Origin of the sequence: Kitasatospora sp. NPDC002965 (assembly GCF_040611255.1) — a bacterium.
Classification (GTDB): domain Bacteria; phylum Actinomycetota; class Actinomycetes; order Streptomycetales; family Streptomycetaceae; genus Kitasatospora.
This window is the reverse complement of sequence record NZ_JBEXNT010000037.1, coordinates 1-24793: the sequence shown is the minus strand read 5'-3', so window position 1 is coordinate 24793 and position 24793 is coordinate 1. Positions and strand designations below refer to the sequence as shown.

Sequence of the window (24793 nt, the reverse complement as noted above, 5' to 3'; positions counted from 1 at the left end):
TCCCTTCTACGTCGGTACCGGCCGGGCGGCCGTGGCCGAGCAGGTGCGGGACCTGCTCGACTACGTGCGCCCGGGGCAGTCGCGCGTCCAGCAGCTGGTGGTGCTGAACGTGGACGCTGAGACCTGGGCGGCGCGGCGGGTTCGCCGCCGCGCCGGGTGACGGTGTATCAGACCGTACTGACAATTGCGGCGAAAGCCTCAAACAGGTGGTGATACGACTGATCGAGCTGGTAAGCGCCCGTACCGACGTGGTACGCCCGCTCGCCCTTGGCGTTCACGGTGTCCTCGCCCAGGTGGTAGAACTCCGCCTTCCCGGTGAGTTCGGCAAGGCGCTCCAGCGGGCGACGGCGATCCGCGATGTAGTGGGTCGCACCGGAGATGAGGAGCGCGGCGGCGATCCGGCTCGGCCGCATCCCCAGGCCGAGCACCCGGTTGCCGGCCACCAGTGCGAGGCCTTGGGCGCCGACGTAGGAGGCGACGTGAACCGCACAGGCGGCCCGCCCCTCATGGCCCGGCTTGCCCTTGGTGACGCTCTGCTCGCTGGTCTGAATCCAGTGGTCAGCGACGGCGCCGGCGGCCCGCAGGAGGGCGTAGGTGGCGGCGAAGCTGGCGGCCTTGTTGGTGTGCTGCATGATGGCGTGTGCTCCTTGTTTGGGAGTGGACGGGGCGGCCGGCCGTGGAAAGTGGGCCGCCCCGCTCGGGGTTGATCAGGACCGTCGGTGTGCATCCTGCTGCGTCTGGTCCCGCAGGATGCGGTGTTTACGTCAGTCGTTCTCGGCGGCGAGCGCCTCCGCCTGCACCAGCAGTTCGCCGAGCTGGCGGCGAGTGAGGCGGAAGCCCTCACTGCCCTCCGGCCAGTCGAGCGTCACGTCGACCACGTCGGCGGGGTCGAGCCGCTCGGGGTCGAGGAAGTCCAGCAAGGTGCGGACGTCCTCCTTGAGCAGCTTCACGCCGTCGTGGTCGATCTCCATGCGGCGCTCGTACTCCTCGCAGAAGACCCTGACGTTGCTCTCCTGCGCCTTGGTGGCGCTGCCGGAGACCACCGCGGACAAGTCGGCGACGGTGACTTCGATCGTTTCGAAGGGGCTGGTCAGCCGTGCCGCGATGGGGGAGCGGGGGTTGAGGCTCATGAAGTGCCGGACACGGCCGGCGGGGGTGTCTGTGGCAGTGGTCATGGGTGGCGTTCTCCCTGTCGGTGATCCAGGCCCGCCTTGTGCGGGCCGGGCGGCGGGCTGACCACGGGGTTGTAGTCGAGCCTGCCGCCGCGGGGTGGTGCGGTGTGCACTGCGGGTGCGGTGGAGCTGTGGCGCCGGTCTCAGATGTGCGGGGAGATCGCCCGGCGGATGTCGCTGCCGACGGCGGTGAGGTTGTCGGCTTCGAGGCGGACGTCAAAGTCGTTCGGGTCGAAGCCAGCCGCGATGTGCTCGTCCAACACCGCATCGGAAGCGGCGTCGAAGATGCCAGCGAAGGCGTCGGCCAGACCGCTGTCCTTCACGGCCTCGACTACGTCGGCCTGGTCGGCGCCGCCGTGGCGGATCGCGGCGGCAACCAGCTGCAGGGCTGCCGTTGCGGCCGGGATCAGGTGGGCCAGGTCGCCGAGCTGCGTCAAGGCGTCGTGCACCTCGGACGATCCCGGGATGTCGTTGCAGGTCAGGCAGGTGTCGCCCTGGCAGTCGCCGCAGTCTTGGGATGTCTTTCGGTGCAGGAGTTCGGGCCGCACCACCGGGTCGCCGACCAGTACGGACCACAGTCCGCCGAGCCCGGCGATCTGGACCGAGCCGTCCGACTGGACCGCCGAGACCGGGCCGGACCCACCGAGGTACCGGCCGCCGGTCACGTCCACCTGCTCACCGACCTGGAACGGCGCCCGGCCGGTGCGGATCAGGTGCTCCGGGCTGATGGCCGGCACGCCCACCACCGCCTCGCGCACCGTGCTGGTGATACCGGTGACCAGCACCAACCCGTCCGTCTGAACGTAGAAGACGTTCCCGCGCCGCCCGGCGTACTTGCCGCCGGTGACGGCAACCTGGTCGCCGACCCAGAACGCTGCCCACGGGTCTTCCTCAGCGCGTCGTGCGCGCGGTTCGAGGCCGCTCACTTCTGGTTCTCCACCACGGGCAGCTCGATGTGGCGGTGGATGACATCATCCACGCCGACCCCGCCGGCCCGCAGGTACTCAGCCACCGCTTCGGCCACCGCGACCGACCGGTGCCGGCCGCCCCGGCACGCGATGGTCACCCGGACCAGCTGGTGCCGGCTGTCGGCGTATCCGGCCAGCACGCCCCGGGCGCTCTCGGCGATCCGCTCGACCATGTGCATCACGCCGTCGGTGGTGAGGACGTGCTCCCGCACCTCCGGGTCCAGGCCGGTGCGGTACCGCATGGCCGGGTCGTGGTGGGGGTTACGGAACTTCGAGCCCAAGTCGAAGTACAGCCCGTCCCCGATCAGCTCCAGGGCGCCGGGGTGCAGGGTGCCGATGGTCTGGATCTCGACCTGGATCAGGCCGCTGTAGGTGCGGTGGCCGAACGTCATGTCCGTTACTCCTCTTGGTTGGTGGTGTCGAGCTGATCGGTGCTGCGATCGGCACCGGCGTCCGGGAGATCGGGCCCGGCGGGACTGTCTCCCGGGCCGTCCTGCGCTGAGCGGGTCGGCTGAGTCACTGCCCCGCGGTAGCGGGCGGTCTGCTTGGCCACGTGGTCGCGCGAGTACGCGGTGGCGGTGGCGGCGTCGCTCTGGAGGACCTTGCCCTGTGCGATCAGCGCGTCGATCGCCTGCCACATCGCCTTGTCGGCTTCGACCTTGGCGATCTCGGCATCGGCGTGGGCTTTGTCGCGGACCTTCTTGAGCTCCTCGATCGCCTCGCGGGCGGCCCGTCTGGTTTCGGCGTTCGGGCGGGGGGTCATCTGGTGCTCCTTGGTGGCTGGGAGGATGGGTGTGTCCCTCCCGCTCCGCGTTGGAGCTGGTTGGGTGCACCCGGGGCGGTCGCCTCTGCCGGCAAGCTGTGCCGACCGCCCCGGGCCGGTCATCGGGTGACGCGGCCGATGCTGGACTTCGCGCTCACCCGCAGGTGCGTGGCGCCGCGCACGGCGACGTTGCCGACGCCGGACATGGCGCTGAGGTCGCCGCTGGCGTCGTTGGAGACGTGCACGTCGATCGTGCCGACGCCGGTCTTGAGCGTGGCGCGGGTGCCCGCGTAGTCGCGGACGAGGATGGAGCCGGTGCCCGTCTTCGCCGTCAGCTCGCCCACGACGCGGTCCAGGACCACGCTGCCGACGCCCGACTTCAGGTCGACGTTGCGCAGCGCACCGCCGGCGCTGATGGTGGCGGCCAGCTCGGTGCGGACCCCGAGGTCGCTGCCCTCGGGCAGCTCCAACAGCACGTCGATCTCGCTGGCCGCCTTTCCGGTGCGGGGCTGGCCGAACTCCGTGCCGCCGGCGACGTTGAAGTCTCCGTCGATGACCATCCCCACGACCTCCTCGCCGCGGTGGACGGTGCCGAAGCTCTGGAAGACCGTCGAGCCGTTGTTGAAGCTCGTGTTTCCGCTCTCGACCGGCGGGACGACGACGCTCAGGAGGCGCCCGTCCTGCCGGATCTCGGCGCCGGCCACCGCGTCGGCGGCACGGCCGCTGTCGTCGGCGGTCCGGACGGTGACGCGGGCCTGGGTCAGGCCAGGGACCACGATGGCGCGGATGACGCCGGTCATGCTGCTGATGGCGGTGACGACGGGGCCGGCGGTGGCGGTGAAGGTCTTCTGCTGCATGGGGGTCCGTCCTTTCGCCGGGAGGCTCCCGGCGGTTGTGTTCTCGTTGCTGCCCACCCAATAAAGCAGACTCAGGGTCGGCATGTACAGAGTATGCCGACTCTGAGTCTGCATTTCTAGCCCCACGATCGCGTGTCACCCGAACGGGCGAGGGGGCGGCCCGCGGTCGCGAGTCGCCCCCTTCGGTGGAACGGACGGCCGTTCACCTCGCGCCGACGGCGAGGACGCTCACCACTTGTTCTTGATGACGTTGCGGGCGAACAGGCCGCTGGCGTTCTGAATGAAGGTCGGGCCAGCGTCGGCACCCTTGGCGCTCTTGGTGCTCTTCTCGGAGCCGCCGAACGCCACCGCCTTGATGAAGACCCCGGCGGCAACCGCCAGGCCGAGCAGGAACAGACCCTCGCCAACGACGGTCAGCAGCTCGGCAAGGAAGTGGAGCAGGTGCGCGAGCGCCCGGTCCGCGGCGGCGAACACCTTCTCGGCGCCCCAGGCGATCGCGCACAGAAGAGCCACAATCACAGCGGCCCGTCGAGCCCACCGAGGGAAGAGTGCGCCGCGATCCACGGTCACCCCGGCGGCCGGCACCTGCTGCATGACCGGCGCGGCAGACTGGTGCAGGTAGAGCGCGCTCTGCGCGGTGCCCATGACCACGACCTGCTGACCGGTGGCGGGGTCGGTGAGGTAGTACGGCTGCAACGGCTGAGTCTGGACAAGGGGCGCCGCGTACTGCTGCTGCGCGAGGTAGGCCTGAAGGTTCATCGGCGCGGGCTGGTAGATCTCGGTCTCGGACATGGCGGTGCCTTCCTGTGGACCTTGGGGGGTTCTGTGGCCGGTCGGCCTCCGCACCCCTCGGCCGGAGCCGAGGAGCACGGAGCTCGATGCCGGATCAGACGGTGTCGAACTCGTCGGCCGGCGCCGGGGCGTGGGCGGCGTGGATGTAGGTCCGCAGCCCGCCCGGGCGGGCGGAGATGCGGATCGCCGAGTCGCCGAAGGACCAGCTGTCGAGCCACCGCTCGCGGACCTTGCGCGTGGCCTCGATCCCGCGCCCGGTGAGCAGGTCGGCGAACTCCAGCGCGGTGCAGCCCTTCGCGCCCTGGTCGAACAGCACGTCGAGGGCCTTCTCCTCCAGCTCCTCGGCCAGGGCCTCCGCCGCGCGTCGGGCCTCGTCCTGGTCCCGGTAGGTCGCCTTGCTCGCTTCGGCCTGCTCGGCGTCGTCGGTGAGGCTGTCGGCCATGCGCTCGAAGGCGGCGGCCATCCGGTCGGAGGCGTCGACCTGGGCGAGCAGGGCGTGCACGATGGCGTCGGCCTCGTTGCTCATCCGGCCCTTGGCCAGCAGCTCGGCGGCGGCGGTGCGGTGGTCGGTCATGGGGTTCCCCTCGGTGATTGTCGGTCCGGCCGGTCAGCCGGCCGCCGGCCTCAGTGGTGGACTCTGAATTTCCGAGTCCACCACTGAGGGCGACGGTCGTAGACGGGTCAGCGCCGGGCGACGTCGTTGCGGGCGTCGAGCGCAATGACGGCGGTGGCCGCGGTGAACAGTGCGGTGGCCAGGGTGGCGTAGTGGTTGGCCTGGAGCGGGTCGCGCTCGCCGACCTTGCGCATCTCCTCGATGATCTTGAGGCCTTCCTCGGTGAGCTCCTTGGCGGGGTCCTGCTTCGCGGTGCGGGTCTTGATGAGGCCGCTGAGCACGCTCATGGGGTCGGTCCTTTCAATTGGTTACGCTGGGTGAGATTGGGGGCGGTGGAGGCTTCGTCGTGTCGGTCGCGTCGGTCGTGTCGCCTGGATCAGGGCGCAAAAGAGGGGGTCAGGGGCTTCTGCGGGGCACCCTGGCCCCCTCTCCTGTCGTGTCGGCTACGCGACCGACACGACCGACACGACGTGTTGTTACGCTCCGTGCGTGTAGTTCGAGTGGACGTAGACCACGTTCTTGCCCTGCTTGATCTGGCGGGCCTCCGCCTTGGCGGCCATCCGGGACAGCCAGCCGGACACGGTCTGACGGGTGGTGGGGTGGCCGGCCGAGTTGAGCCTGTCGGCGATGTCGGCCGCGCTGATCCCGTCGGCCTGCGCTTCGATGAGGTAGGCGAGGGCGAGGTCCTGCCAGTTGGCCAGGCGGGTCATGTCCACCTTCGGGAGGTCCTGCGGGATCTCCTCCTCGGTGGTGGTCTCCGGGCCAGCCGGGTCGTCATCCCCGTCGGTGTTCTCGGTGTCGAAGGCAGCGGCGGCGGCGAGGATGGCATCGCGCATGGCGTCGCCGCCCACGATCGTGTCGTCCCCGGTCGAGCCGACGTAGGTCTCCCCGCTGTCCGGGTCGGTCAGCACGACGGTGAGCGGCCCGGTGCTCGGGGCCGAGTTGAGGAACACCGAGCCGGTGCTCTGCAGGTAGGACTCGACCGCCGGGGCGAGGGCGGCGTCCGGGTAGAGCAGGGGCAGCGTGCGCGCCCACCGGGACGAGTAGAGGTGCCCCGAGGGCACGCCCACCGACAGCAGGTCCATCGCGGGCCGGCGGCCGGCGACCGCGACGGCGATCTCGTTGATCTGCTCAGGCTTGATGCGGAAGGCCTTGAACGCCCGGGCCCGGTCGGAAAGGTAGGAGACGAAGCCGGTGCCCGGCTCGGGGGCTTCGGCGGTGTCGAGGTTCTGGTATCCGGCGAAGAGGTGCGAGAGCTCCTCGGGGTCGGTGACGAACATCCCGATGCGGCTCTTGGCCTGCTTCTTCATAGCCGCGGTGATCACGTCCTGAGTTGCCCGCAGGCCGCAGATCAGCTCACGGACCCGGACCGCGCGGCCGGTGTTGGTCACCGAGTCGAGCATTTCGTGAATCTCGTTGGGGAGTTCGGCGACCTCATCCACGATGATCAGAATCTCGGGGACATCCGGCCCGATCGGCAGCTTGTCGGTGTTCTTGGCGTTCATCCGGTCCTGGTATCCGCGCTTGCGGGCGGCGATCACCTCAAGGCAGAAGGTCAGCATGTTGCGAGCCTCAGCGACCGTCGGCGCCACCCAGTCGATGACGGGTCGGTCCACCAGGCCGAGCAGGGCCCAGGACCGGAGCCACGGGAGGGAGACGCCGGCGCCGGTCACGTCGAGGTGGAAGACCAGGGTGTCGGTCGTCCGCAGGGTCTGCGCGTTGACGACGTTGAGGAGGTTGGTCTTGCCGGACCCGACCTGACCGATCGCCACGCCGCAGTTGTCGAGCAGGCCGATCAGCGCGTCGGCCGCGTCGCTGTGCTTGCCGATGGCGATCGGGTTCTCGGTGCCGTCCGGGTTCTGCATGGTGGTGGGGCTGTAGTCAGTCGGGAAGGGCAGGTCCTGGCCCATGACGTTGACGGTGCTCACCCGCAGGATCACCGCGCGGCGACTGCGGCCCATGGCCACGTCCACGCCGCAGCCCATCGGCAGGTCGAGGTCGGCGGCCAGCGCGGCGGCCTGGCGCTTGATGTCCTCCCAGGACTCTCCGCCTTCACGGAGGTTGAGCTGCACCGTGTAGCCGGTGCCGCTCTTCCAGTCTTCGATGCCCACCTCGGCGTCGCCGTTCTCGTCCAGGAGCTCGATGCGGCAGACGCGGCGGATGCGGTCCACCCACTCGGCGGCCTTCTTGTCCCGGGCGAGCTTGCGTCGCATCTCGACGCGCACCTCGCGGGTGACTTCCTCCGCCTCGTTCACCCGAGCGCCCAGGCCCCAGCAGACCAGGGAGCCGGCGGTGAGCATTCCGAAGTTGCCCCACGTCCACGGGCCGGTGCCCAGCGCGAAGGCGGTCCAGCCGCCGCCGGCGAGCCAGCAGGCCGCTCGGAAGGCGAGGCCGGTCTTCACCACGTCCTTCCCGTCCTTGTGGGTGCGCTTGGTGGTGGCGATGAGCTGGCCAATCGCCCCGGCCGCACCGACACCGGCCGGCACCATCCACGGCATGTGGTTGAGGTGGCCGAGCTCGGCGGCGGCGAGTGCACCCGTGGTGGCGGTGGCGGTGATCCAGCCGGGGGTGGCCTTCTTGTTCCAGTCCAGGAACCGGCCGGCGGTGCTGCTGCTCATGAGAATGTGCTCCTTGGGTAGTCGGGGTGCCGGTCGGGGAGGTTCAGACGTTCCACATGGATTCGGCGGCCGGCCCGTTGCGCGGCTTCTCGTGGTTCGAGATGTCGGTGGCGTGCTCCCGACGGAAGAGCGGGGTGATCTGGGCAGCGGCGGAAGCGGCGGCCCGCAGGAGGCGGGCGACGGCACCGACCATCTCGGCGATCCGGGGGTCTACCGGAAAGTTGTCGGCCGACCGGGTGGCGAGGTGCTGCACGGCGGCGGCGATCGCTTCGAGGCCGGTCGGCAGGCCGTTGTACTCGACCCCGACCGCGATCATGTCCGGCGGCGAGTACCGGGTGTAGGTCGTCGCGGTGGCCTGCGCGGCGAGCTCGAAGACGCTGACCTCGTTGCCGGTGGAGCCGTCACCGCGCTTCGCGCCCAGGTTCCACATCTGCTCACCGGTGAAGCCGTTGCGCGGGGCGACGTGCCGCATGATGTCGTGGTCGTGCACCAGGCCGAAGTTCGGGCCGATCTCGTCCGCGACCTTGGCGGCTTGCAGGACCAGGGCGTAGACGGCGCCGACCTGTGCGGCCACCTTCTTGCTGGCCGGGTACTTGTCGCTGGTGTTGGTGGCCAGCGCCAGGACCGCGACGGCCGCGGCGCGGATGCCGCTCGGCAGGCCCTTGTACTCCGCCCAGACGGACATCATGCTCGGCGCGCTGTAGCGGCTGTAGGCGTCCTGGACCTGCTGGGCATTGTTGGCGAACGCGGACATGGCACCCCTCGGAATGATGAGCTCCGGCGTGGTCGCCGGGGCCGTGGTGGTGGTCGAGCTGGTGGAGCCGGCCGCCGGGGTGTTGCCCGGGTCGTCCACCTTCGTCGCCGTGATGCCGCCGGCCTTGGCGGCGTCGTTCTCGGCGCGGGCCTGCTCGGCGCGGCGCTTCCAGATGATGCGGAAGGCTTTGAAGAAGCCCACCGGCTTGCCCGTGGTGATCAGGTTCCACAGGGTGTTCCACAGGCCGCCGCCGGTGGCCAGCACGCCGGCCTTGGTCATGCGCCCGGCGTGCTTGGCCTTGCGCTTGCGCTCGGCCTTCTTCTCGGCCGCCTTCGGCGAATTGGCGACCTTGCGGGCCTGCTTCGCCTCGCGGGCCAGCTTCTTCGCCTCGCGCTTGGCGGCCTTGACCGGGTCGTCGCGGCGATCGGCGGCCTTGTCAGCCACCTTCTCCGCCTTCTTCTTGACCGGCTCGACCACGGGGTCGGTCGCCCGCTTGATCCGGTCGGCCGCGGCCTTCACGGTGCCGGCGGCCTTCCCCTTGCGACTCTTCTTGTTGCTGTCGGAGGCGCCGCTCGACTTGCCGGCGTCAACCCGGCCACCGCGCCCAGCAGCATCCTTCGAGTTCTTCGAGCTGCCGCCGCCCTTCGAGCCCGAGCCACCGTCCTTCGTGGTGCCCCCGCCGAACAGGCCGCCGCCCTTCGAGCCCGATCCGCCACCCGCACCGGCGGACCCACCGCCCTTGGTCTGGCCGGGGAGGCGCAGGCCCGAGGCCGAGCCGGAGGAGCCGGGCGTCGAGCCGCCACGTGAACCTCCGCCGAACAGGCCGCCACCCTTCTTCGAGCCCGAGTTCCCGGTCGAGCCGTTCGAGGAGCCGTTGCGGAGCCGGGCCAGCTTGGCGGCCGTCGAGCCCGCACCGCCGGAGTCCTTCGACTTCTTCGCCGGGGGAGAGGCGATCCGACGAGCGGCGGCCACGGTGCCGATCAGGCCGGCAGCGCCGGCGGCGATCGCCACGCCGCCCACTCCGCCGCCCTGGTAGAGCGAGCCGCCCGCCACCATCGCCACGTTGGAGAGCGTCATCAGCGTGTGGTGCGCAGGGACGACGCCGCCCTTGGCGCGGGTCTTCGGGGTCTTCACCTCGGAGACCTGCTCGGCGGGGGCCGGCGTCGAGATTCCGGGGGCGACGACGTATACCGAGTCGTCAGCCGGGGCGGCGATTGGCGCCGGCGTCTTGGTCTTCGCCATGATGGTCACACCTTCTTTCGGGAAGGACGCGGCCCCGGCAGGACCGTAGGAAGTTGATGCCGGGGCCGCATTTGTCGTCTGGGCGTGGGAGCGGGTCAGACCTGATCGAGCGCCACGCGGTACTGCTGCTGCGAGGCGACCCAGTCGGGCGCGGTGCTCTTCGCGCTCTGGGCCTCAGCGGCGGGCTGGACGATCAGCGCGTCCAGGAGGTCGATGTACGACGCGTCGCCGTGGCCCTTCTCCTTGGCCATGGCGACCATCTCCTTGATGAAGGTCACCGCCAGGGTCCCGCGCAACTCGCTCGCCGGATTGGCCAGCATCTGGCGGTACTCGGCGGCGATGGCACCCTTGGCGCGCTCCGCTTCGGCGAGCTTGTCCTTCTCGGCGGCCAAGTCGTACCGCAGGGCGTTCGCCTCATCGGTCAGCTCGGTGAGCCGCTGCATGTCGGCCGTGTGCTGCGACTTGTAGGTGTCGAGCTGATCGGTGGTGTCGAGCAGCTCCTCCTCCAGGCCGGCGACCTTGCGGGCCTCGACCTCACGGCTCAGCAGGTGCTTGTACGTCTCGGCGGTGATGATGCGGATCATGGTGACCGCTCCCTCGTTGGTTCGTTGATCGAGTCGGTATGCGGGGTGGGGCGGGCTGCTCTTCTCGTGGGTCTGGACACCCTTCTACGAGTGGCCCGTCCCGCCCCCGGCCGAGCTACTGCTCGACGTCCTCGTTCTTGATCGCGTCACGCAGTCGGATCGCGTAGTCGTTGCGGCAGCCGATCGCCTCGCGGACGTTGCGGGCGGACAGCTTGCCCTTACCGCCGAGGCCTTCGGCGAGCAGTCGAACCCGGGCGAGATCGGCCTCATCGAGCGGCCTGCTGTCGCCCTTCTGCGCCAGACGCCGAAGGGCGCGCTTCCCTTTACCCCCAAGGGTTTCGGCCGCCTCAGAGGGGCCGCCGGAGGGCTTTGCGGGTACACCCTGCACGCTCAGTCCGGTAGGGCCGTCGTCGCCGTCCTCGTCACCGTTGAGCGGCGAGCGGTAGACGGTCCCGTAGGTTCCCCGGAACTGCCGGAGAAGGTCGTCGGGCACGGTGTCGGGGAACAGCGGGTCGGCCTCCCCATCGACGGCCAGCGCCTGCTCCATCCGTCGGCGGGTAACACTGCGCATCGCCACGACGGCCGGCGTCATGCCGGGCTTGGTGGTGCCGTGGTAGACCTCCCGCGCCTGCTCCCACGCCTGCTCCTGCGTGATGCTGCCGAACTCGGCGTCGGCGAGGATGCGGTCGGCCAGCGTCCACAGGTCGGGGAAGTGCTTGCGGCGCATCTTGGTGTGCCGGGCGCGCTGCTTGTCCTCGACGCGCTGGGCCTTGGTCCGGCGGCTGGTGCCGTGGCGCCCGACGCACCTCAGCTCCCAGAAGCCCACGCCGGCGAGCGACGCGGCGCCCATCACCCAGCCGAACCAGGAGCCGAGTCCGCCGTTGTGGGAGACGTTGATCGCCGCGGCGACGGCGGCGCATCCCCACATCGCCAGCCGGTACGGGGTGACCGGGCGGCCGTCGCGCATCGCCCTGGACGCGCCCACGGTGGCTGACCAGGCGCCGAGCTCCAGCATCAGCGCCAGCGAGACAGCCGACCCGGTGTCGGTCTTGCCGTCGAGCGCACCGACCTGCGAGATGATCGCGGGCACCACGGCCAGGACGATCATCGCGATCGAGAACGCGGTGTCGGACTCCTCCGCCAGCCACGTCCGGGCCGACTCGATCCGCTGCTGACGGCGGGCCAGGCGTTCGGCCTTCTCGCGCTTCTTGCGCTGCTCGACCTCGCGGCGCTCCTGGCGCTTGAGCTCCGCCGCGGCCTTGGCGTCCTGGCGCTTGAGCTCGGCGGCAGTCGCTGCCTCGTCGCGTCGGAGCTGAGCCTCAGCGGCCTTGTCCTTTCTGGCCTGCTCGGCGGATTCGGCGCGGTCACGCCGCTTCTCCGCGTAGAAGTCGGACAGGTCGGTGCTCACGGGGTGATCTCCTTCATGCGGGTGGTGCTGCTGTGCTGGGGGATGTCGAAGATGGCGGCGATCTCGGCGGCCGGCAGCCCGAGGGCCCAGAGCTTCGCCGCGGCCTGGTCGGCCGACAGGAGCGGGATCTCGGGATTGTCGAAGAGGTGCTCGTCGTAGATCCCGTACGGGTCGAACTCGACCGGCTCGGTCGGCGCCGGCCAGAACCATGCGATGGCGTCGAGCGCGGCGACGATACCGAGGACGACCACGAACAGGCCACGGTGTTCAGCGACACGCTGGATGTCGTTCGGCCAGATCACCAGATCGGCGCCAAGCGCGGCCAGCAGCCCCGCGCTCTTCACGGGCTCGAAGAGGAAGTCCAGGGCGGCGACGGCCAGTCGGCCGAAGGTGCGGCGGGTGTAGCTCATCGCCCGAACCTCCGAACCTGCGTCTGGAGTCGCGCCCAACCCTCGTTGAGGGCCCAGAGGGCGAAGCCGAAGCTGATGGCCGCGTAGATCGCGGTCTGCTCCACGGTGAAGGTCGGGTTCGCGTGGGTCGCGGTCATCCAGCCGGCGAAGGCAGCGGCGAGGACGGTCCGGAAGTAGAAGAGGGGCATGAGGAGGGCCATCCTGTCGTCGCTCACGCGGCGGCCCTCCGGGTGCTGGTGAGGCGAGCGCCGGCCGTGGGCAGCAGGTAGATCGCGGCGTCCCGGTTCGAGCTGGCGGAGCCCAGCGAGCGGGACGCGAGGCGGAACGTCTCGACGTACAGCGTGGGGTCGTCGGCGAGCATGTCCGCGGCGGCGGCGAGGCGGGCGGCACGCTCCTCGGCGTCCTCGCCGAGCACGTGCTCGGCGAAGGCGAGGAGGTCAACGCCCATCTCGGTGGAGAGTTCGAAGAGGTCGTACTCGACCATCATCTCGGCCACGAAATCGGCCATCGTGCTGGGGTCGATGTGCGTCTGCACGGCGGAATAGGGCAGCATAGTGCGCACGGCGGTTCACTCCCTCAGTTGGATTGAGGTTGATCGGGACCGTCCAGCAGCGGGCCAGGGGAGTCGCGTTCCCGAAGCCCGCTGTGCCTTTTCCCGAGCAAATCACCCGGTCAGCGGCATGGCGGTAGTGCATCTATCGACCTGCCCTTCCGGGGTCGCGTCCCGGTCCGGCTGGCGACAAGGACGACTCTGGCACAGCCTGTGACACGTCGTCAATAACCACGTGCTTATTGGACTTCGGGTCGCGGTTATGGCTATGGTGACGGCACGTCATACCGAAAGGCCCGCCGTGAACGCCGCCAACAGCCCCAAGTGGGAGAACCTCGCAGCCGAGCTGCGAGAGAAGATCAAAGCGGGTGATTATGCACCTGGCGACCCCATGCCGAAGCAGGCCGACATGGCTGCTCAGGTGGGTCTCGCGGAGAGCACCGTCCGTCGGGCCTACGGCCAACTTGAGGCCGAAGGGCTCCTGAGTGTCCGGAAGCGTCGAGGCACGATCGTGAACGACACGGCCAAGCTCAAGCGGCTGACTTCGAGCTTGATGACGCCGGGCGAGACCCGCGGCCTGCCGGCCGATATGGCGGCAGCAGGCATCGCCTACTCGGTCGCGGCCACGATCGAAGATCGCCCTGCACCGGAAGCGGTCGCCGAGCTCCTTGGCGTCGAACCCGGCAGTCGGACCCTGGTCCGTGACCGCATCCAAAAGGGTGACGGGTTGGTCTACCAGCACGCCGCCACTTGGTTCCTCCCCGCCATATCCGAGGCCATCCCGATCCTGCGGGAAGAGGTCACGGGCCCTGGCGGGTACTTGCAGCGTTTCGAGGACCTCGGACTCACCATCCAGCAACGCAACGTGGTCTTCCCCGCCTTGGCGACGCTGGACGAGTGCAAGCTGCTCAACCTCACCGCTCCAGCGGCCGTCCTGCGAGTCACGCGGGTGACCCGAGACCAGAATGACCGTGTCCTTGAAGTCACCCAGATCGTCATGACTGGACGCAATTCGCTGGTCTTCGACAGCTAGCTCCCTGCGGACTTCACACGCCGGGATCACACCTCAACAGCAACTTCCCAAGGAAGGGACACCACCATGACCGAATTCAACATCAAGCGCTTGGGCACCAACCTGACCGGGCCGACGGACGGCGCCGAGCGCGGGTTCTACGCCGACGTGAAGGATGCCGGCATGCAGGCCACCGTCACGACCAAGCTGGACGACCGGCCTGCCCCCGCCCACATCGCCGAGTTGCTCGGGGTCGAGCCGGGCACCGAGACCTTCGTCCGCGACCGCCTCATGCTGGCCGGCGACGTCCGGCTCCAGACGGCCTGCTCGTGGTTCCGATCGGAGATCGTTGACCTGATCCCGATCCTGCGCCAGGAGAGCACCGGCCCCGGCGGGATGCTCACGCGCTTCGAGGAGGCTGGCCTCACGATCAGCCAGACGGAGGACTCTCGGCCGGCCCTGGCGAACGCGGAGCAGCGCGAGCGTCTCGACCTGCCGAACCCTGCCGCGGTCTCTCTGGTCCTGCGGGTCACCCGCGACCAGGACGGCCGCGTCATCGAGGTAACCGAGTTGGTCGTCACCGAGCACAACCTGACGCACCGCAAGGTGGCCTGACAGACGTCCGGGTTCCGGGGGGCTAGTTCCCCCGGAACCCGCGGCTCGGATCACCACATCTAGGGCCTCTCTCCGGAGAGCTCCACTAGATATAGCTTTTCGAGCGGTGATCCAGCGTCATAAAGTCAGTACACCCATTCCGGCGCGCCGACTTGCTTACCAACCCTGGACTGGCGGTAACCTTCGACCCGCTGAGCGTGACCTTCGCTCACAATGACCTGTAGATACACCAAAGGCCCGGCTCGATGGGGATCGAGTGTGCCGGGCCAATGGTCCACAAGCGTACAAATCGACGGTAACACCCCCGGCTGGCACTCGGGCAGATGAGTTTAGGCCATTGGCCCTTCCTCGCTCGGGTGTACCGGGGCGACGCGCCCCCAACTGGGGGTGCGGCCGTCGTTGCGTACGCGGGAAAGGATGCCCGCGTTGCCCGGTCTTACGCAAGTTCCCACGCCCCTTGAGGGCGATTTTCATGCTCGGCTGCCCCACAGCCTGTACACCGCGGACTTCGGCTTCACTCCCGGAGGCGCCCGGTGAGCTTCCTCGCCATCGAGTGGGCTCTCGAACACTCCCCCGTAGCCGACCCCTACGAGCGGCTGATCCTCGTGAGCATGGCCCAGAACGCTAACTCCGACGGCACCAGCGCCTACAAGTCGAGGAACACCCTCGCCGGCTCGGCACTGTGCGACAAGTCCGTCGTCACGCGGAGGCTCAACGCCTTGGAGGACCGGGGGGTGATCCGCGAGGGCGACCAGCGCGCCGCGGCGCACATCCCCGAGTACAAGCGGCCGAAAGTTTACGACCTCCTGATTCCGTACTCCTACTACGGCGCCGGCCAACTCGCCAAGGTGAACGCCGAACGCGCCGAACGCGGTCTCGGCCCGCTGACCCCCGAAGGACGGCCGGATCTGCTGGCCGCGCCCGAGCGCAAGCCCCGCGCCGACAAGGGCACGAAGCGTGGTGCCGACAAGCCCAAGGGGGGTGCTTCAAGCACCCCGGGTGCTTCAAGCACCCCCCACCTGAATAGTGACGATTCGTCCGCTTTTGACCCGGGTGCTTCAAGCACCCGGGTGCTTGAAGCACCGAACCCGGGTGCTTCAAGCACCCCAACTCTGTCCTTTAACTCAGTCCCTTCTTCTTCTTCCGCACCGGGTGCCCACGTGGACCCCGCTGCCCCGACGGTCACCGAAGAAGAGAAGATCGCTGCGCCGCAAGATCAACAGCCGGACCCGGCTGCCAGCAAGGCCGAGCAGGGTGTTGCCGCAGGTGCACTGGATCAGATCCGCGGAGCTTGGGTGACCGCCCGAATCGAAGCCGGCTTCGGCCCGCACCGCAGGCGGGGAGCGGCTCAGGAGTTCGACGCTTCGGCTGCCGGCCTGATCGCGAAGGGCAAGTCGATCCCCTGGCTGATCGAACTCGCCCGGTGGATGGGCTCGACTCAGGCCTCCTGGTGCGGCCTGGACGGCGCCACCGGTGCGCAGAAGCTCGGCGCCCCCGCCGAGCCCAAGCTCCCGGCGCAGCGAAGCACCACCCTGGCGAAGTGCGCGGACTGCGATCCGTACGCCCCGGTCCCGACCCACTACAAGGACCCGGTGAACGCGCGCGGCCCGTATCGCTGCCCGGCCGGCCAGCCGGCCAACGCCGTCGCCGCCTGACAAAAAGAACCGGCGGCCGGGGAACCCGTGGAAAGGCCCGGCCGCCATGACCTCGAACAGGAGATCACCCATGAGCGTAGTCGCACCCAGGCCCGCAGAGTCAGATGACAGCAGCTGGGACAGTTACACCGAGCAGGCCCCCAGCGGCGACTTCGAGCGAGTCCCCCCGCAGGATCTCGCGGCCGAGCAGTCCGTGCTGGGCGGCATGCTGCTGACGAAGTCGGCGATCGGCGACGTGAGCGACAGCGGCCTCAAGGCGGCCGACTACTACCGCCCGGCGCACGAGCTGGTCCACCTCGCCATCCTCGATCTCTACGCCGCCGGCGAGCCGGCCGACCCGATCACTGTGGCCGACGAGCTGACCAAGCGCGGCGAGATCACCCGGGTCGGCGGCCCCAGCTATCTGCACACCCTGGTGAACTCGGTGCCGACGGCCGCCAACGCCGCGTACTACGCCGAGATCGTCCGGGAGAAGGCGGTGCTGCGCCGGCTGGTCGAGGCCGGCACCCGGATCGCCGGCATGGGCTACGCCGCCGAGGGCGACGTGAACGAGATCGTGAACGCGGCCGGCGCCGAGATCTACGCCATCACCGAGCAACGGAGCAAGGGCACCGAGCAGCCGTTGGGCGAGGGCCTGGACGAGACGCTCGACTGGATGGAGGCGAGGGGCAAGCGGAAGAAGGGCGAGATCTCCGGCATCCCGACCGGGTACGCAGATCTGGACGCTCTGACGGATGGTCTCCAGCCGGGCCAGCTCATCGTCATTGCCGGGAGGCCAGCTATGGGGAAAACCACCGTAGCCATGGACATTGCCCGTGAGTGCAGCATCCGCCGCGGTCTCCCGTCCATGTTCTTCTCCCTGGAGATGCCGCGCCGAGAGCTGCACATGCGGATCTTGTCGGCCGAGGGCACCATCGCGCTCCACCACATGCGCACCGGCAACATGACCGAAGAGGACTGGCAGCGCGTCAGCAACTGCACCCCGCGGATCTCGGCCGCCCCGATGGTCGTGGACGACGATGCGAGCCTGACCATGATGGACATCAGCACGAAGGCCCGACGCCAGGCGATGACGCCCCAGGGGCTCGGCCTGATCGTGATCGACTACTTGCAGCTCGTTGAGTTCGGCGCGGGTCGGTACGAGAACCGGCAGCAGGAGGTCACGAAGATCTCCCGGGCGGCGAAGAAGCTGGGCAAGGAGCTCGGCGTGCCGGTGATTGCTGTTGCCCAGCTGAACCGCGGCCCGGAGCTGCGTACGGACAAGAAGCCGATGGTCTCCGACCTTCGTGAGAGCGGCGCGATCGAGCAGGACGCGGACATGGTCATCCTGATCCACCGGGAGGACGCGTACGAGAAGGAGTCCCCCCGCGCCGGCGAGGCCGACCTGATTGTCGGCAAGCACCGCAACGGGCCGACGGCCACGATCACGGTGGCCTTCCAGGGTCACTACTCGCGCTTTGTCGACATGACCAAGGATGTGACCTGACGTGGACATGTCAAGCTCTGCCGTGCGCACTTCACCCGGTCACGGCTCCCGAATCGCGGGGAACCTTGAGGCGATGTGGGCCGAGATCCGCAGCAACCACCCGGACGTTCCGACCGTCGTCGCCGTCACCGGTCCGGCCCGGTCGGCGAAACTCGCCCAGTTCACGTCCGGCCGCTGGAGCACCGGCAACACTGCCGTGGGAGAGCTCTACGTCAGCAGCGCCGCTCTCCACGGCGAGCCGCGCGAGCTGCTGTTCGCGCTGCTGCACGAGGCGGTGCACGCGCTGGCAGCCAAGCGCGGACTGCGCGACACCAGCAGCGAGGGCGGCCGGTACCACAACCACTACTTCGCGCAGCTTGCCGTGGAGCTCGGGTTCACGGCGCCGAAGAAGCCGACCAACCGCATCGGGTTCGCCGCGGTCACGCTGCCGGACGCGACCGTGGACAAGTACGCGTTCGCCCTTGCCGTACTCGAGTTCTCCGCGATCCCCGGCCCGGCGACCCCCGTCGTCCCCAGCACCGCGGAGGAGGGCCTGTTCGCCGAGGACCAGGTCGGTCGCGTCTTGACGCCGACCCGCGCGGGGAAGCGACTCAAGGTCGGATGCTCCTGCAGCGTCCCGCGGACCATGTGGGTCACCCCGGGGATGTTCGAGCTCGGCGGGATCATGTGCCGGGCGTGCGGCGCCGACTTCGAGCCGATCGAGTAGGCGACCGCGGCCGGCGGTCGAGCCGCGGTCGTGTGCGGCGACAGAGGGCCCCGGCGGGCTCCACGATGATCGTGGAGCCCGCCGGGGCCCTCATGCGCCCCTGGTGGGCCCGTTGCGGCCTGGGACGGTGGCCGTGGCGATCACCGCGGTGGGCGCCTTGCCGACCGGGTCGGGCGGTGAGCTGTCGGTACGTCAGTCCGACACGAGGGTCGGCAGCGCAGCGACGGCCGCCGACCACGGGTACGCATCCGGCCTGCTCCGGCCGGGCGGATGGGGGACGAAGCCGTCCTCACCACCCAGCAGCACGGTGGCGCCGGCCGCGCGGAGCACCCCGACGTTGCGCTCGACGGCCGGGTGGGCGGCCTGAGCATCGTTCCAGTGCGGCAGAGCGACGACCGGCGGTCGGTGCGCGAGACCGAAGGCCTCCGTCAGTAGACCGACGGCCAGCGTGTCCGAGTGCCCGTCCGCCCACTTGTTCATCGTGTTGAAGGTCAACGGCACCGCCAGGAACGCGTCCGCCGGCGGCAGCACGTCCGGCTCCACGGGCAGCTTGTACCGGTGACGCACCGGGTGCCCGGTCAGTTCGGTGAGCGCGTCGAGCGTGAACTCCAGCGCCGGGTCGGGGTCTTCGGTGAGCCACCGGTAGGCGTACGGGGTCAGGACCAGGCAGGTGTCCCAGCCGGCCGCTTGCGCGGCGCGGATGCCGACGGCGATCCGGCGGGCGGGCGGGGCGGCACAGCCGATGATGTAGAGAGTGCGACTCATTGCGGCAGTCCACAGCGCCCGGCCAGTGCGCGCAAGCGCCCCTGGCCAGAGCTGCCCGCCAGCAGTCGCAGGTCCTCCACCAGGAGCCGGGTCCGAGGCCTGCAGCGCACTTCCTCCGGCGCTTCGTCTTCGGCACGCAGCAGGGTGGTGACGGCATCCTCGTAGCGGCCGGCCTGTGTGTACGCCCGGGCGAGATCGCCCCAGAGGTGGGCACGGCGCTCGCGCGGCAAAGCCGCGGTCGCCGGCGGCGGGATCTCGGTGGCGACCGCCACCGCGGCGGCGCCGTCGAAGAGCTGCACGTGCGCGGCCACCCGGTACAGCTGGCAGTTGGTGGTGCCGAAGGCGGTCCAGAGCTCGTTGCCGTCGCGCCGGCCCAACCGACTCGCGTGCCCGTCGGCCTCACCAAGAAGGTCGAACACCGCGTCCACCGCGGGGGTCTCGCCGAGCGACTCCGCCACCGCGGCCTGCGCCAGTCCCGCCTTGAGGTAGAGCATCCCGAGCACGCTGGTGGCCGCAGGCGTACCGCCGCGCGCAAGGAGGGCGGGCGCGAGCCGGGCAGCGGCGGCCAGCGCGAAGGCAACCGCCGCTTCCGGCTGGCCGTGGCAGGTCATGGCGTCGGCCAGGTGGCGCGCCGAGGACGCCATGATGACCGGGTCTTCGGAGCGCTCAGCAGCAGCCACCGCCCGGTGGCCGGCGACGGTCGCCAGGTCGGTGTCGCCCGCCTTGATCGCGGCGGCTTCGGCGAGCTCCAGCGTCAGGGCGAGCAGCTGGTAGGCCGTCAGCTGGTCATCGCCCGACAGCAGGGCCGCGGCCGTGTTGGTGGTCACCAGCAGCTCGGGGACGGACCGGCTGACCAAGCCGAACCGACCGGCCTGGAACGCGGAGCGCGCGTGCACGAGCTGGGCACGCAGCACGTGCACCGGGAGAGGGTCGGCGCAGTCGGCGCCAGCCGTTCCGGTGATCACATCATGACGTTGGAGCGTCGCCCGGATCTGCGCCAGCTCTACCGCGTCAGCGCACTGCGCAGTGGGCGCATCGGCGAGCAGCGCGCCCAGCTCGATCTGGAGAACGCGCGCGATGGCCTCCAGCACCGAGAGCCGCGGGTCGCTCTGCCGCCGGCCACCTTCCAGGTCCTCCACCCACCGCACCGACCGCTCCAGCAGCGAGGCGAGTGTTGCGTGCGTCATGCGTCGGCGCGACCGCCAGTAGGCGACGCGGCGACCGATGCCTTGACTGTCCATGCTGCTGCTCCGAGCTGGGACCACCACCACGACCCACGCACAGTGCGTGGGCTCATTCCGTTGTACCGGTCCTACGGTGCAGGGATGGGCAGTTCTGCGGACTTCACTCCACCCGATGTCCCGCCGTGGGCGGCGTTGGGCGAGCCGGACGACTTGGTTCTTCACCGGATGCGTCACGCTTGCGAGCACACCGTCGTGCTGACGCCGTGCGGGCTCGACTGGGATGCGGTTGTGGCGCCCCTTGAGCTCGGACTCGCCGCACTGGACATCCTCACGCTGCCGTTGGACGCCGGATACCCGGTGCTCGCCGACTACGACCGGCGCGAGCTGGTCGTCCTGGTGGCGGTCGGCACCGCGGTCGGCACCGCGGACGGATGCCGGGATCTGCCGGGAGTGCGAGTGCTCTCGACCGGCTCCTGGTTGCTGGTTCCCGCCAACCGGTTGCAGTGCCACCAGGCTGCCACGTGGCTGAGCAGCAGAGGCGAGTTCGGCAGCCCGTTCTTCAACCCCGCCGAGCTTCGCGGGGCACTGCTCGAAGCTGACGCGCAGCGCACCCGGCGGAGCCTCGCCGCACTGAGCCGGGCGGTGACCGGAACGTCGGCGGGCGAGCCGGTCACCACCCCCTGAGCGACCGCCGCCAGCCGTTCCCCCGTGGCCGGTGCGCGGTCCAGGTCCCCGGAGTCGCCCGCCGACTCCGGGGACCTTGTTGTGCCCGGACGCCGTTCGGTAACCCACGCACTTTGCGTGGGCATCGAGCCCGCCGCCGACCCTATGTTCCGGTCATGGCACCCACACTGAACTCTCCCGCCGAGCCGCACGACGGCGACGGCCACCGGCCCGACCTCACACCGGCGATGCGCCCCTCGGAGGGACCCGCCGCCGTAGCTCCGCGCCCGATCTCCTCAGCCATCGGGCAGGACCTGATGCGGACCATCGGCGACGCGCACAAGGCCCTCAGCTACCTCAACGCGTTCGGCGAGAACGACGTGACCGTGAACGCCTACACCGCGCTGGAGTGCGCCGGCTCCACGCAGGCGGACGCCCTGCAAGCCGCGGCCGACGCCCTTCGATTCGCCGACACGCTCACCGTGCACGGAGCCCTGTGGAACCCGCTGCCCGACTACCGCGTGACGCTGCTGGTGTCCGCGATCGACCCCGAGCTCAGCGACAGCCACGACCCGACTCACAGTCAAGCCACGAACAGCAGAGTCGTCGTCTATCTCGACGCCGACACGGTCGTGCCCGAGGGTGCGCTGACGGCCCTGCACCGTCAGAGCCTGACCCAGGCCGGAGCGTTTCAGTTGGCAGCCGACACCATCCGCCAGGCCCCCGAGCTCACGATCGAGGGCCTGAACTGGGCGAGGCTTTCGACACGCCCGAGCAGGCCGGCCGAGCACCGCCTGACCATCCTGACCGCCTCACCGATCCGCGAGACCGACGGCGGAGACCGGCTGACCTACCTCACCGATCCCGAGGCCACACAGTGACCGACGACGACCTCGTGCTCGGGGCACGACCGGGACGCATGCTCCCCTGTGCAGTGCAGGTGACCGCGAGCGGATTTGACGGCCGCCCCTGGCCCGAGCTCATCCGTGGCCGGCCCGCGCTGATGATCCCCCACGGGCCCCGCAGTCCCCTCCGGGTGGTACTCGATGCCGACGGTTGGTCGGCCGATCCGGAAGCGGCCCAGGTGAACCCGCAGTGGTCCGCGGTCCTGAGCGAGCAGCACCTGACAGTCGCCCGTCCCGGTGGCCAGGTGTGGTTCCAGGACACGTTGCTGCTCAGCCGAGACTGGCGGCGTGCCGCGAACGTCCACCGCGCGGTGATGCTGATGACGGGCCCCTTCGACACCATCGCCGAGTTCCCGGCGGTTGCGCTCCAGGGCGAGCTGCACGCGTTGGTGGCGCCCGTGATCTTCGCCAGTGCTACCTGGTGACACCACGGCCTTGGCGAGTCGATATCCGGGCCGGTCCCGTCTCCCCGTTCACCGGGAGACGGGACCTTTTCCATGGGCAGAGGGGCGTCATTCGCGCCGCTCTCGTTGCGGCACCCGCGAGGAGACATCAGCCCGGGCCGACCCAAGGCGCTGACCGCCCCCCGACCCCTCCCCGGTATGGCTGTCGAAGAGGTCGGGCGCCGGAGTGTCAAGGTGGAGCGCCCGCAGCACAGGCCGCAGCGACGAAGGAGCGAAGGCCGAGCAGCGGACGTACGACCTTGACACGGAGAAGCCCGACCGGACGATCGAACAGCCGGGGAGGGAGCGGTACACACGTGAGCGCGGCACCCGAACCGGGGTGCCGCGCTCACCTTGTTCTCCGACCGATGTCTCGGCCGGTCTGATCAGCCCGCCGTTGTCGCCGAAGTGCGGCTCTCGCCCTAGCTTGCGTCAGCGTCAGCGGCGGGGGCGGAAGCGGGCGCCGTGTCCTTCTTCGCAGGCTTCCTGACCACGACCTTGCGCGGACGGCCGGTCGCCCGACGGGTCGGCGCCTCGGCGCCGAGCGTCGTGAGCTCCCCGGCACTCCAGCCGGCGGCCTCAGCCGCGGCGTACGCCTTCGCGTACGGCTCGTCGGTGGCGGCCAAGAGCAGCAACAGGCGGTTGCGCTCGGAACGGATCTCGGCGAGCGGCTGGATCGCCGCAGCGCGCGCAGCCTGGATCGCGTTCATCTGCTGGATGAAGTCATCGTCAACGGTCGTCATGCTCGGCATCGTAGAGCCGGCACCGGCCGCGGCACAGGCCGTTTACCCGAAATCCCGCAGGACGGCAGAGGCTTTCGCCGTACCCTGATGCCGCCGGTCAGCAGACTTTCTGACGCTAACTACCTGTAGCGAGTTAGTGCTTATTGTTCCAATAAGCGGCAGCGGCCCGCGGATCGTTCCGATTCGCTTTGGGCCGTTGAGTGGGTCCGAGCACGGACCGGCGTTGACGAGCGTAGGGGGTTGGGTGGCTGACAAGCAGCGGGTTCGGCGCCGGGAGCGGCAGGCAGATGCACCGCGATCTCACCGGGTGAATCTCGCGTTCAACGACAACGAGCTAGCAGTGCTGCACGAGGCGGCAGGCCGTGAGGGAATGGCGCCAGCCGCTTGGGCCGCGCGGGCGGCACTGGCGGTGGCGAAGGAGATCGTGGTGCCGGTCTCGGTGGACGCGAGGGAGGTCCTTGCCGAGCTCATCCAGTCCCGCGGTGAGCTCGGCCGGATCGGCAACAACTTCAACCAGATCGCCTTCGTGCTGAACTCGGGCGGGACGGTCACCCCGGCTCAGTTGGAGGCGGTGTCCATTCGTGTGGAGGCCGCGGTCAAGCGGCTGGACGACGCCACGCTCCAGGTGATGCGCGAGAGGCGCGACGGATCATGATGCCGAAGAAGGCCGACGGTGGGAGCGACACCGCAGGGCTGCTCTTCTACCTCTACGGACCCGGCCGGCGGGACGAACACATCGACCCGCACATGGTGGCCGCGTGGGACCCGGAGATGGTGAAGAAGGACCCCGTGCGCTTCCCAGGGGACCTCACCATCGGGGACCTGGGGATGCTGCTGGACGCGCCCGTGCACGCGCTGCGCGGCAAGCGCCCGGACGAGCACGTGTACCACATCGCGGTGCGCAACGCCCCCGAGGATCGGACCCTGACTGACGAGGAGTGGGCGGAGGTCGCGCGGGAGATGATGCACGCCGCCGGCATCGTCCCGCACGGTGATGACCGCGGCTGCCGGTGGGTGGCGGTGCGGCACGCGGACGACCACATTCACATCGTGGCGACGCTGGCCAGGCAGGACGGCCGTCGGCCGAACCTGCGCCAGGACATCCCGAAGATGCACCAGGTCGCGCGCCGTTTCGAGGTGCGTTGGGGACTGCGTCGGCTGACGGACGGAGACAAGACCGCGAAGCGCTGGCCGACGAAGGGCGAGCAGGAGAAGGCAGCCCAACGCGGACTGTCGCAGACTCCGCGCGAGGAGCTCCAGTGGATAGTGCGCACGGCAGCGGCGACCGCGGTCAGCGACGCCGACTTCTTCGCCAAGGTCGAAGCCGCCGGCGTCCGCGTCAAGCAGCGCATCGCCCCCGACGGCAACGTGACCGGCTACTCGGTGGCGCTGCCCGGCGACCGCGACGGCGGGCAGCGGGCAGTGTGGTTCTCCGGCAGCAGACTGGCCTACGACCTGTCGCTGCCGCGCGTGCGCGAGCGCTGGCAGAAGCCGACCAGCGCGCCGGACATTCCGGCCGCCGAGATCTGGCAGACGGTCGAGGCCAAGGTCCGATCGGCAGCCGAACAGCTGGGCCTTGGCGGACTGCTCCAGGGTGCGGGCGACGTTGCCGCACTCGGCGACCTGGTGGTCGTCGCCGCACTGATCTCCCCGATGCTGGTGCGCGGTCAGATCAGGCTCGCAGCGATCGAGTTCGAGCGGGCCGGGCGGGCACCGGGACAACGCGATCTCGACGGCGAGGCGCGCGAGCTGTCGCGCACCTCCTCACAGGCCCTGTCCAACGCCACCTACGCGGCCGGCCGCAACGACGTAGCGGCCGTCCTCGGGTTTCTGGTGGCGCTGGTCGCCGCGGTCATGGCAGCTCAGCGCTGGCACGAAGCGCAGG

Annotated in this window: 30 protein-coding genes; 11 read left to right on the top strand and 19 right to left on the bottom strand. The window is 69.7% G+C overall.

From position 1 onward, the window contains the following. Positions 1–31: 31 nt before the first annotated feature. Complete coding sequence (locus tag ABZY91_RS17055; protein WP_355403154.1) at positions 32–160, top strand: hypothetical protein; 129 nt, start codon at positions 32–34, stop codon at positions 158–160. A 7-nt stretch (positions 161–167) separates the two neighbouring features. On the opposite strand, the gene ABZY91_RS17050 is transcribed toward ABZY91_RS17055, so the two are convergent. The 16 genes from ABZY91_RS17050 to ABZY91_RS16975 all read right to left on the bottom strand — a co-directional run bounded on the left by ABZY91_RS17050 (position 168) and on the right by ABZY91_RS16975 (position 12716). Next, the gene (locus ABZY91_RS17050; protein WP_355403152.1) at positions 168–632 is read right to left on the bottom strand and encodes a transcriptional regulator; all 465 of its coding nucleotides are present in this window, start codon (positions 630–632) and stop codon (positions 168–170) included. Positions 633–764: 132 nt separating this feature from the next. Continuing rightward, positions 765–1175: a hypothetical protein gene (locus ABZY91_RS17045; protein WP_355403150.1), complete on the bottom strand. Its 411-nt coding sequence runs from the start codon at positions 1173–1175 to the stop codon at positions 765–767. A gap of 140 nt (positions 1176–1315) precedes the next feature. Then, the gene (locus ABZY91_RS17040) at positions 1316–2098 is read right to left on the bottom strand and encodes a hypothetical protein (RefSeq protein WP_355403148.1); all 783 of its coding nucleotides are present in this window, start codon (positions 2096–2098) and stop codon (positions 1316–1318) included. Beyond that, positions 2095–2532 (bottom strand): RNase adapter RapZ, encoded by a 438-nt coding sequence (locus ABZY91_RS17035; RefSeq protein WP_355403146.1) that lies wholly within the window; start codon positions 2530–2532, stop codon positions 2095–2097. The genes ABZY91_RS17040 and ABZY91_RS17035 overlap by 4 nt, the downstream gene beginning before the upstream one ends. Before the next feature lie 5 nt (positions 2533–2537). Next, on the bottom strand, positions 2538–2903 hold the full coding sequence (locus tag ABZY91_RS17030; protein ID WP_355403144.1) for a hypothetical protein: 366 nt from the start codon (positions 2901–2903) through the stop codon (positions 2538–2540). A 119-nt stretch (positions 2904–3022) separates the two neighbouring features. Then, entirely contained in the window at positions 3023–3760 is a 738-nt protein-coding gene (locus ABZY91_RS17025; protein ID WP_355403142.1) for a hypothetical protein, read from the bottom strand. Positions 3761–3988: 228 nt separating this feature from the next. Next, positions 3989–4552 carry a hypothetical protein gene (locus ABZY91_RS17020; protein ID WP_355403140.1) on the bottom strand — a complete coding sequence of 188 codons (564 nt, stop codon included), beginning with the start codon at positions 4550–4552 and terminating at the stop codon, positions 3989–3991. 94 nt (positions 4553–4646) lie between these two features. Next, positions 4647–5126, bottom strand: a complete 480-nt coding sequence (locus ABZY91_RS17015; RefSeq protein WP_355403138.1) for a hypothetical protein — start codon at positions 5124–5126, stop codon at positions 4647–4649. A gap of 107 nt (positions 5127–5233) precedes the next feature. Beyond that, positions 5234–5452 (bottom strand): hypothetical protein, encoded by a 219-nt coding sequence (locus ABZY91_RS17010; protein ID WP_355403136.1) that lies wholly within the window; start codon positions 5450–5452, stop codon positions 5234–5236. A 189-nt stretch (positions 5453–5641) separates the two neighbouring features. Continuing rightward, positions 5642–7783: a hypothetical protein gene (locus ABZY91_RS17005; protein WP_355403134.1), complete on the bottom strand. Its 2142-nt coding sequence runs from the start codon at positions 7781–7783 to the stop codon at positions 5642–5644. Between the two features lie 43 nt (positions 7784–7826). Continuing rightward, the gene (locus ABZY91_RS17000) at positions 7827–9779 is read right to left on the bottom strand and encodes a hypothetical protein (RefSeq protein ID WP_355403133.1); all 1953 of its coding nucleotides are present in this window, start codon (positions 9777–9779) and stop codon (positions 7827–7829) included. A gap of 95 nt (positions 9780–9874) precedes the next feature. Further along, entirely contained in the window at positions 9875–10363 is a 489-nt protein-coding gene (locus tag ABZY91_RS16995; protein ID WP_355403131.1) for a hypothetical protein, read from the bottom strand. A 115-nt stretch (positions 10364–10478) separates the two neighbouring features. After that, positions 10479–11771 (bottom strand): hypothetical protein, encoded by a 1293-nt coding sequence (locus ABZY91_RS16990; protein ID WP_355403129.1) that lies wholly within the window; start codon positions 11769–11771, stop codon positions 10479–10481. Continuing rightward, positions 11768–12181: a hypothetical protein gene (locus ABZY91_RS16985; protein ID WP_355403127.1), complete on the bottom strand. Its 414-nt coding sequence runs from the start codon at positions 12179–12181 to the stop codon at positions 11768–11770. The genes ABZY91_RS16990 and ABZY91_RS16985 overlap by 4 nt, the downstream gene beginning before the upstream one ends. Beyond that, a complete protein-coding gene (locus ABZY91_RS16980) occupies positions 12178–12396 on the bottom strand; it encodes a hypothetical protein (protein WP_355403125.1) in 219 nt (72 codons plus the stop codon). Before ABZY91_RS16980 ends, ABZY91_RS16985 begins: the two co-directional genes overlap by 4 nt. Continuing rightward, on the bottom strand, positions 12393–12716 hold the full coding sequence (locus ABZY91_RS16975) for a hypothetical protein (protein WP_355403124.1): 324 nt from the start codon (positions 12714–12716) through the stop codon (positions 12393–12395). Before ABZY91_RS16975 ends, ABZY91_RS16980 begins: the two co-directional genes overlap by 4 nt. Before the next feature lie 316 nt (positions 12717–13032). On the opposite strand from ABZY91_RS16975, the gene ABZY91_RS16970 reads away from it, so the two are divergent. From ABZY91_RS16970 to ABZY91_RS16950, 5 genes are all read left to right on the top strand, one after another. Continuing rightward, entirely contained in the window at positions 13033–13764 is a 732-nt protein-coding gene (locus ABZY91_RS16970; protein WP_355403123.1) for a GntR family transcriptional regulator, read from the top strand. 66 nt (positions 13765–13830) lie between these two features. Beyond that, complete coding sequence (locus ABZY91_RS16965) at positions 13831–14358, top strand: UTRA domain-containing protein (RefSeq protein ID WP_355403121.1); 528 nt, start codon at positions 13831–13833, stop codon at positions 14356–14358. A gap of 533 nt (positions 14359–14891) precedes the next feature. After that, positions 14892–16013: a hypothetical protein gene (locus ABZY91_RS16960; protein ID WP_355403119.1), complete on the top strand. Its 1122-nt coding sequence runs from the start codon at positions 14892–14894 to the stop codon at positions 16011–16013. A gap of 70 nt (positions 16014–16083) precedes the next feature. After that, positions 16084–17499: a replicative DNA helicase gene (gene dnaB, locus ABZY91_RS16955; protein WP_355403117.1), complete on the top strand. Its 1416-nt coding sequence runs from the start codon at positions 16084–16086 to the stop codon at positions 17497–17499. Positions 17500–17572: 73 nt separating this feature from the next. Next, entirely contained in the window at positions 17573–18205 is a 633-nt protein-coding gene (locus ABZY91_RS16950; RefSeq protein WP_355403115.1) for a hypothetical protein, read from the top strand. 192 nt (positions 18206–18397) lie between these two features. On the opposite strand, the gene ABZY91_RS16945 is transcribed toward ABZY91_RS16950, so the two are convergent. Together ABZY91_RS16945 and ABZY91_RS16940 are read right to left on the bottom strand one after the other, a co-directional pair. After that, positions 18398–18970 carry a flavoprotein gene (locus ABZY91_RS16945; protein ID WP_355403113.1) on the bottom strand — a complete coding sequence of 191 codons (573 nt, stop codon included), beginning with the start codon at positions 18968–18970 and terminating at the stop codon, positions 18398–18400. Then, positions 18967–20211 carry a helix-turn-helix domain-containing protein gene (locus ABZY91_RS16940; RefSeq protein ID WP_355403111.1) on the bottom strand — a complete coding sequence of 415 codons (1245 nt, stop codon included), beginning with the start codon at positions 20209–20211 and terminating at the stop codon, positions 18967–18969. The genes ABZY91_RS16945 and ABZY91_RS16940 overlap by 4 nt, the downstream gene beginning before the upstream one ends. A gap of 231 nt (positions 20212–20442) precedes the next feature. Here ABZY91_RS16940 and ABZY91_RS16935 point away from each other — a divergent pair, with 231 nt between their 5' ends. The 3 genes from ABZY91_RS16935 (at position 20443) to ABZY91_RS16925 (ending at position 22147) form a co-directional block, all read left to right on the top strand. Beyond that, on the top strand, positions 20443–20838 hold the full coding sequence (locus ABZY91_RS16935; RefSeq protein ID WP_355403109.1) for a hypothetical protein: 396 nt from the start codon (positions 20443–20445) through the stop codon (positions 20836–20838). 155 nt (positions 20839–20993) lie between these two features. Continuing rightward, the gene (locus ABZY91_RS16930) at positions 20994–21698 is read left to right on the top strand and encodes a hypothetical protein (protein ID WP_355403107.1); all 705 of its coding nucleotides are present in this window, start codon (positions 20994–20996) and stop codon (positions 21696–21698) included. Next, the gene (locus ABZY91_RS16925; RefSeq protein WP_355403105.1) at positions 21695–22147 is read left to right on the top strand and encodes a hypothetical protein; all 453 of its coding nucleotides are present in this window, start codon (positions 21695–21697) and stop codon (positions 22145–22147) included. Before ABZY91_RS16930 ends, ABZY91_RS16925 begins: the two co-directional genes overlap by 4 nt. A 440-nt stretch (positions 22148–22587) precedes the next feature. Here the strand turns inward: ABZY91_RS16925 and ABZY91_RS16920 are convergent, their stop codons facing one another. Beyond that, a complete protein-coding gene (locus ABZY91_RS16920; protein WP_355403103.1) occupies positions 22588–22908 on the bottom strand; it encodes a hypothetical protein in 321 nt (106 codons plus the stop codon). 244 nt (positions 22909–23152) lie between these two features. Between ABZY91_RS16920 and mobC the strand changes: the two genes are divergently transcribed. Next, complete coding sequence (gene mobC / locus ABZY91_RS16915) at positions 23153–23563, top strand: plasmid mobilization relaxosome protein MobC (RefSeq protein WP_355403101.1); 411 nt, start codon at positions 23153–23155, stop codon at positions 23561–23563. Continuing rightward, the coding region (locus ABZY91_RS16910) for a mobilization protein (RefSeq protein ID WP_355403099.1) at positions 23560–24793 on the top strand (1234 nt) is incomplete at its 3' end. The genes mobC and ABZY91_RS16910, both read left to right, overlap by 4 nt.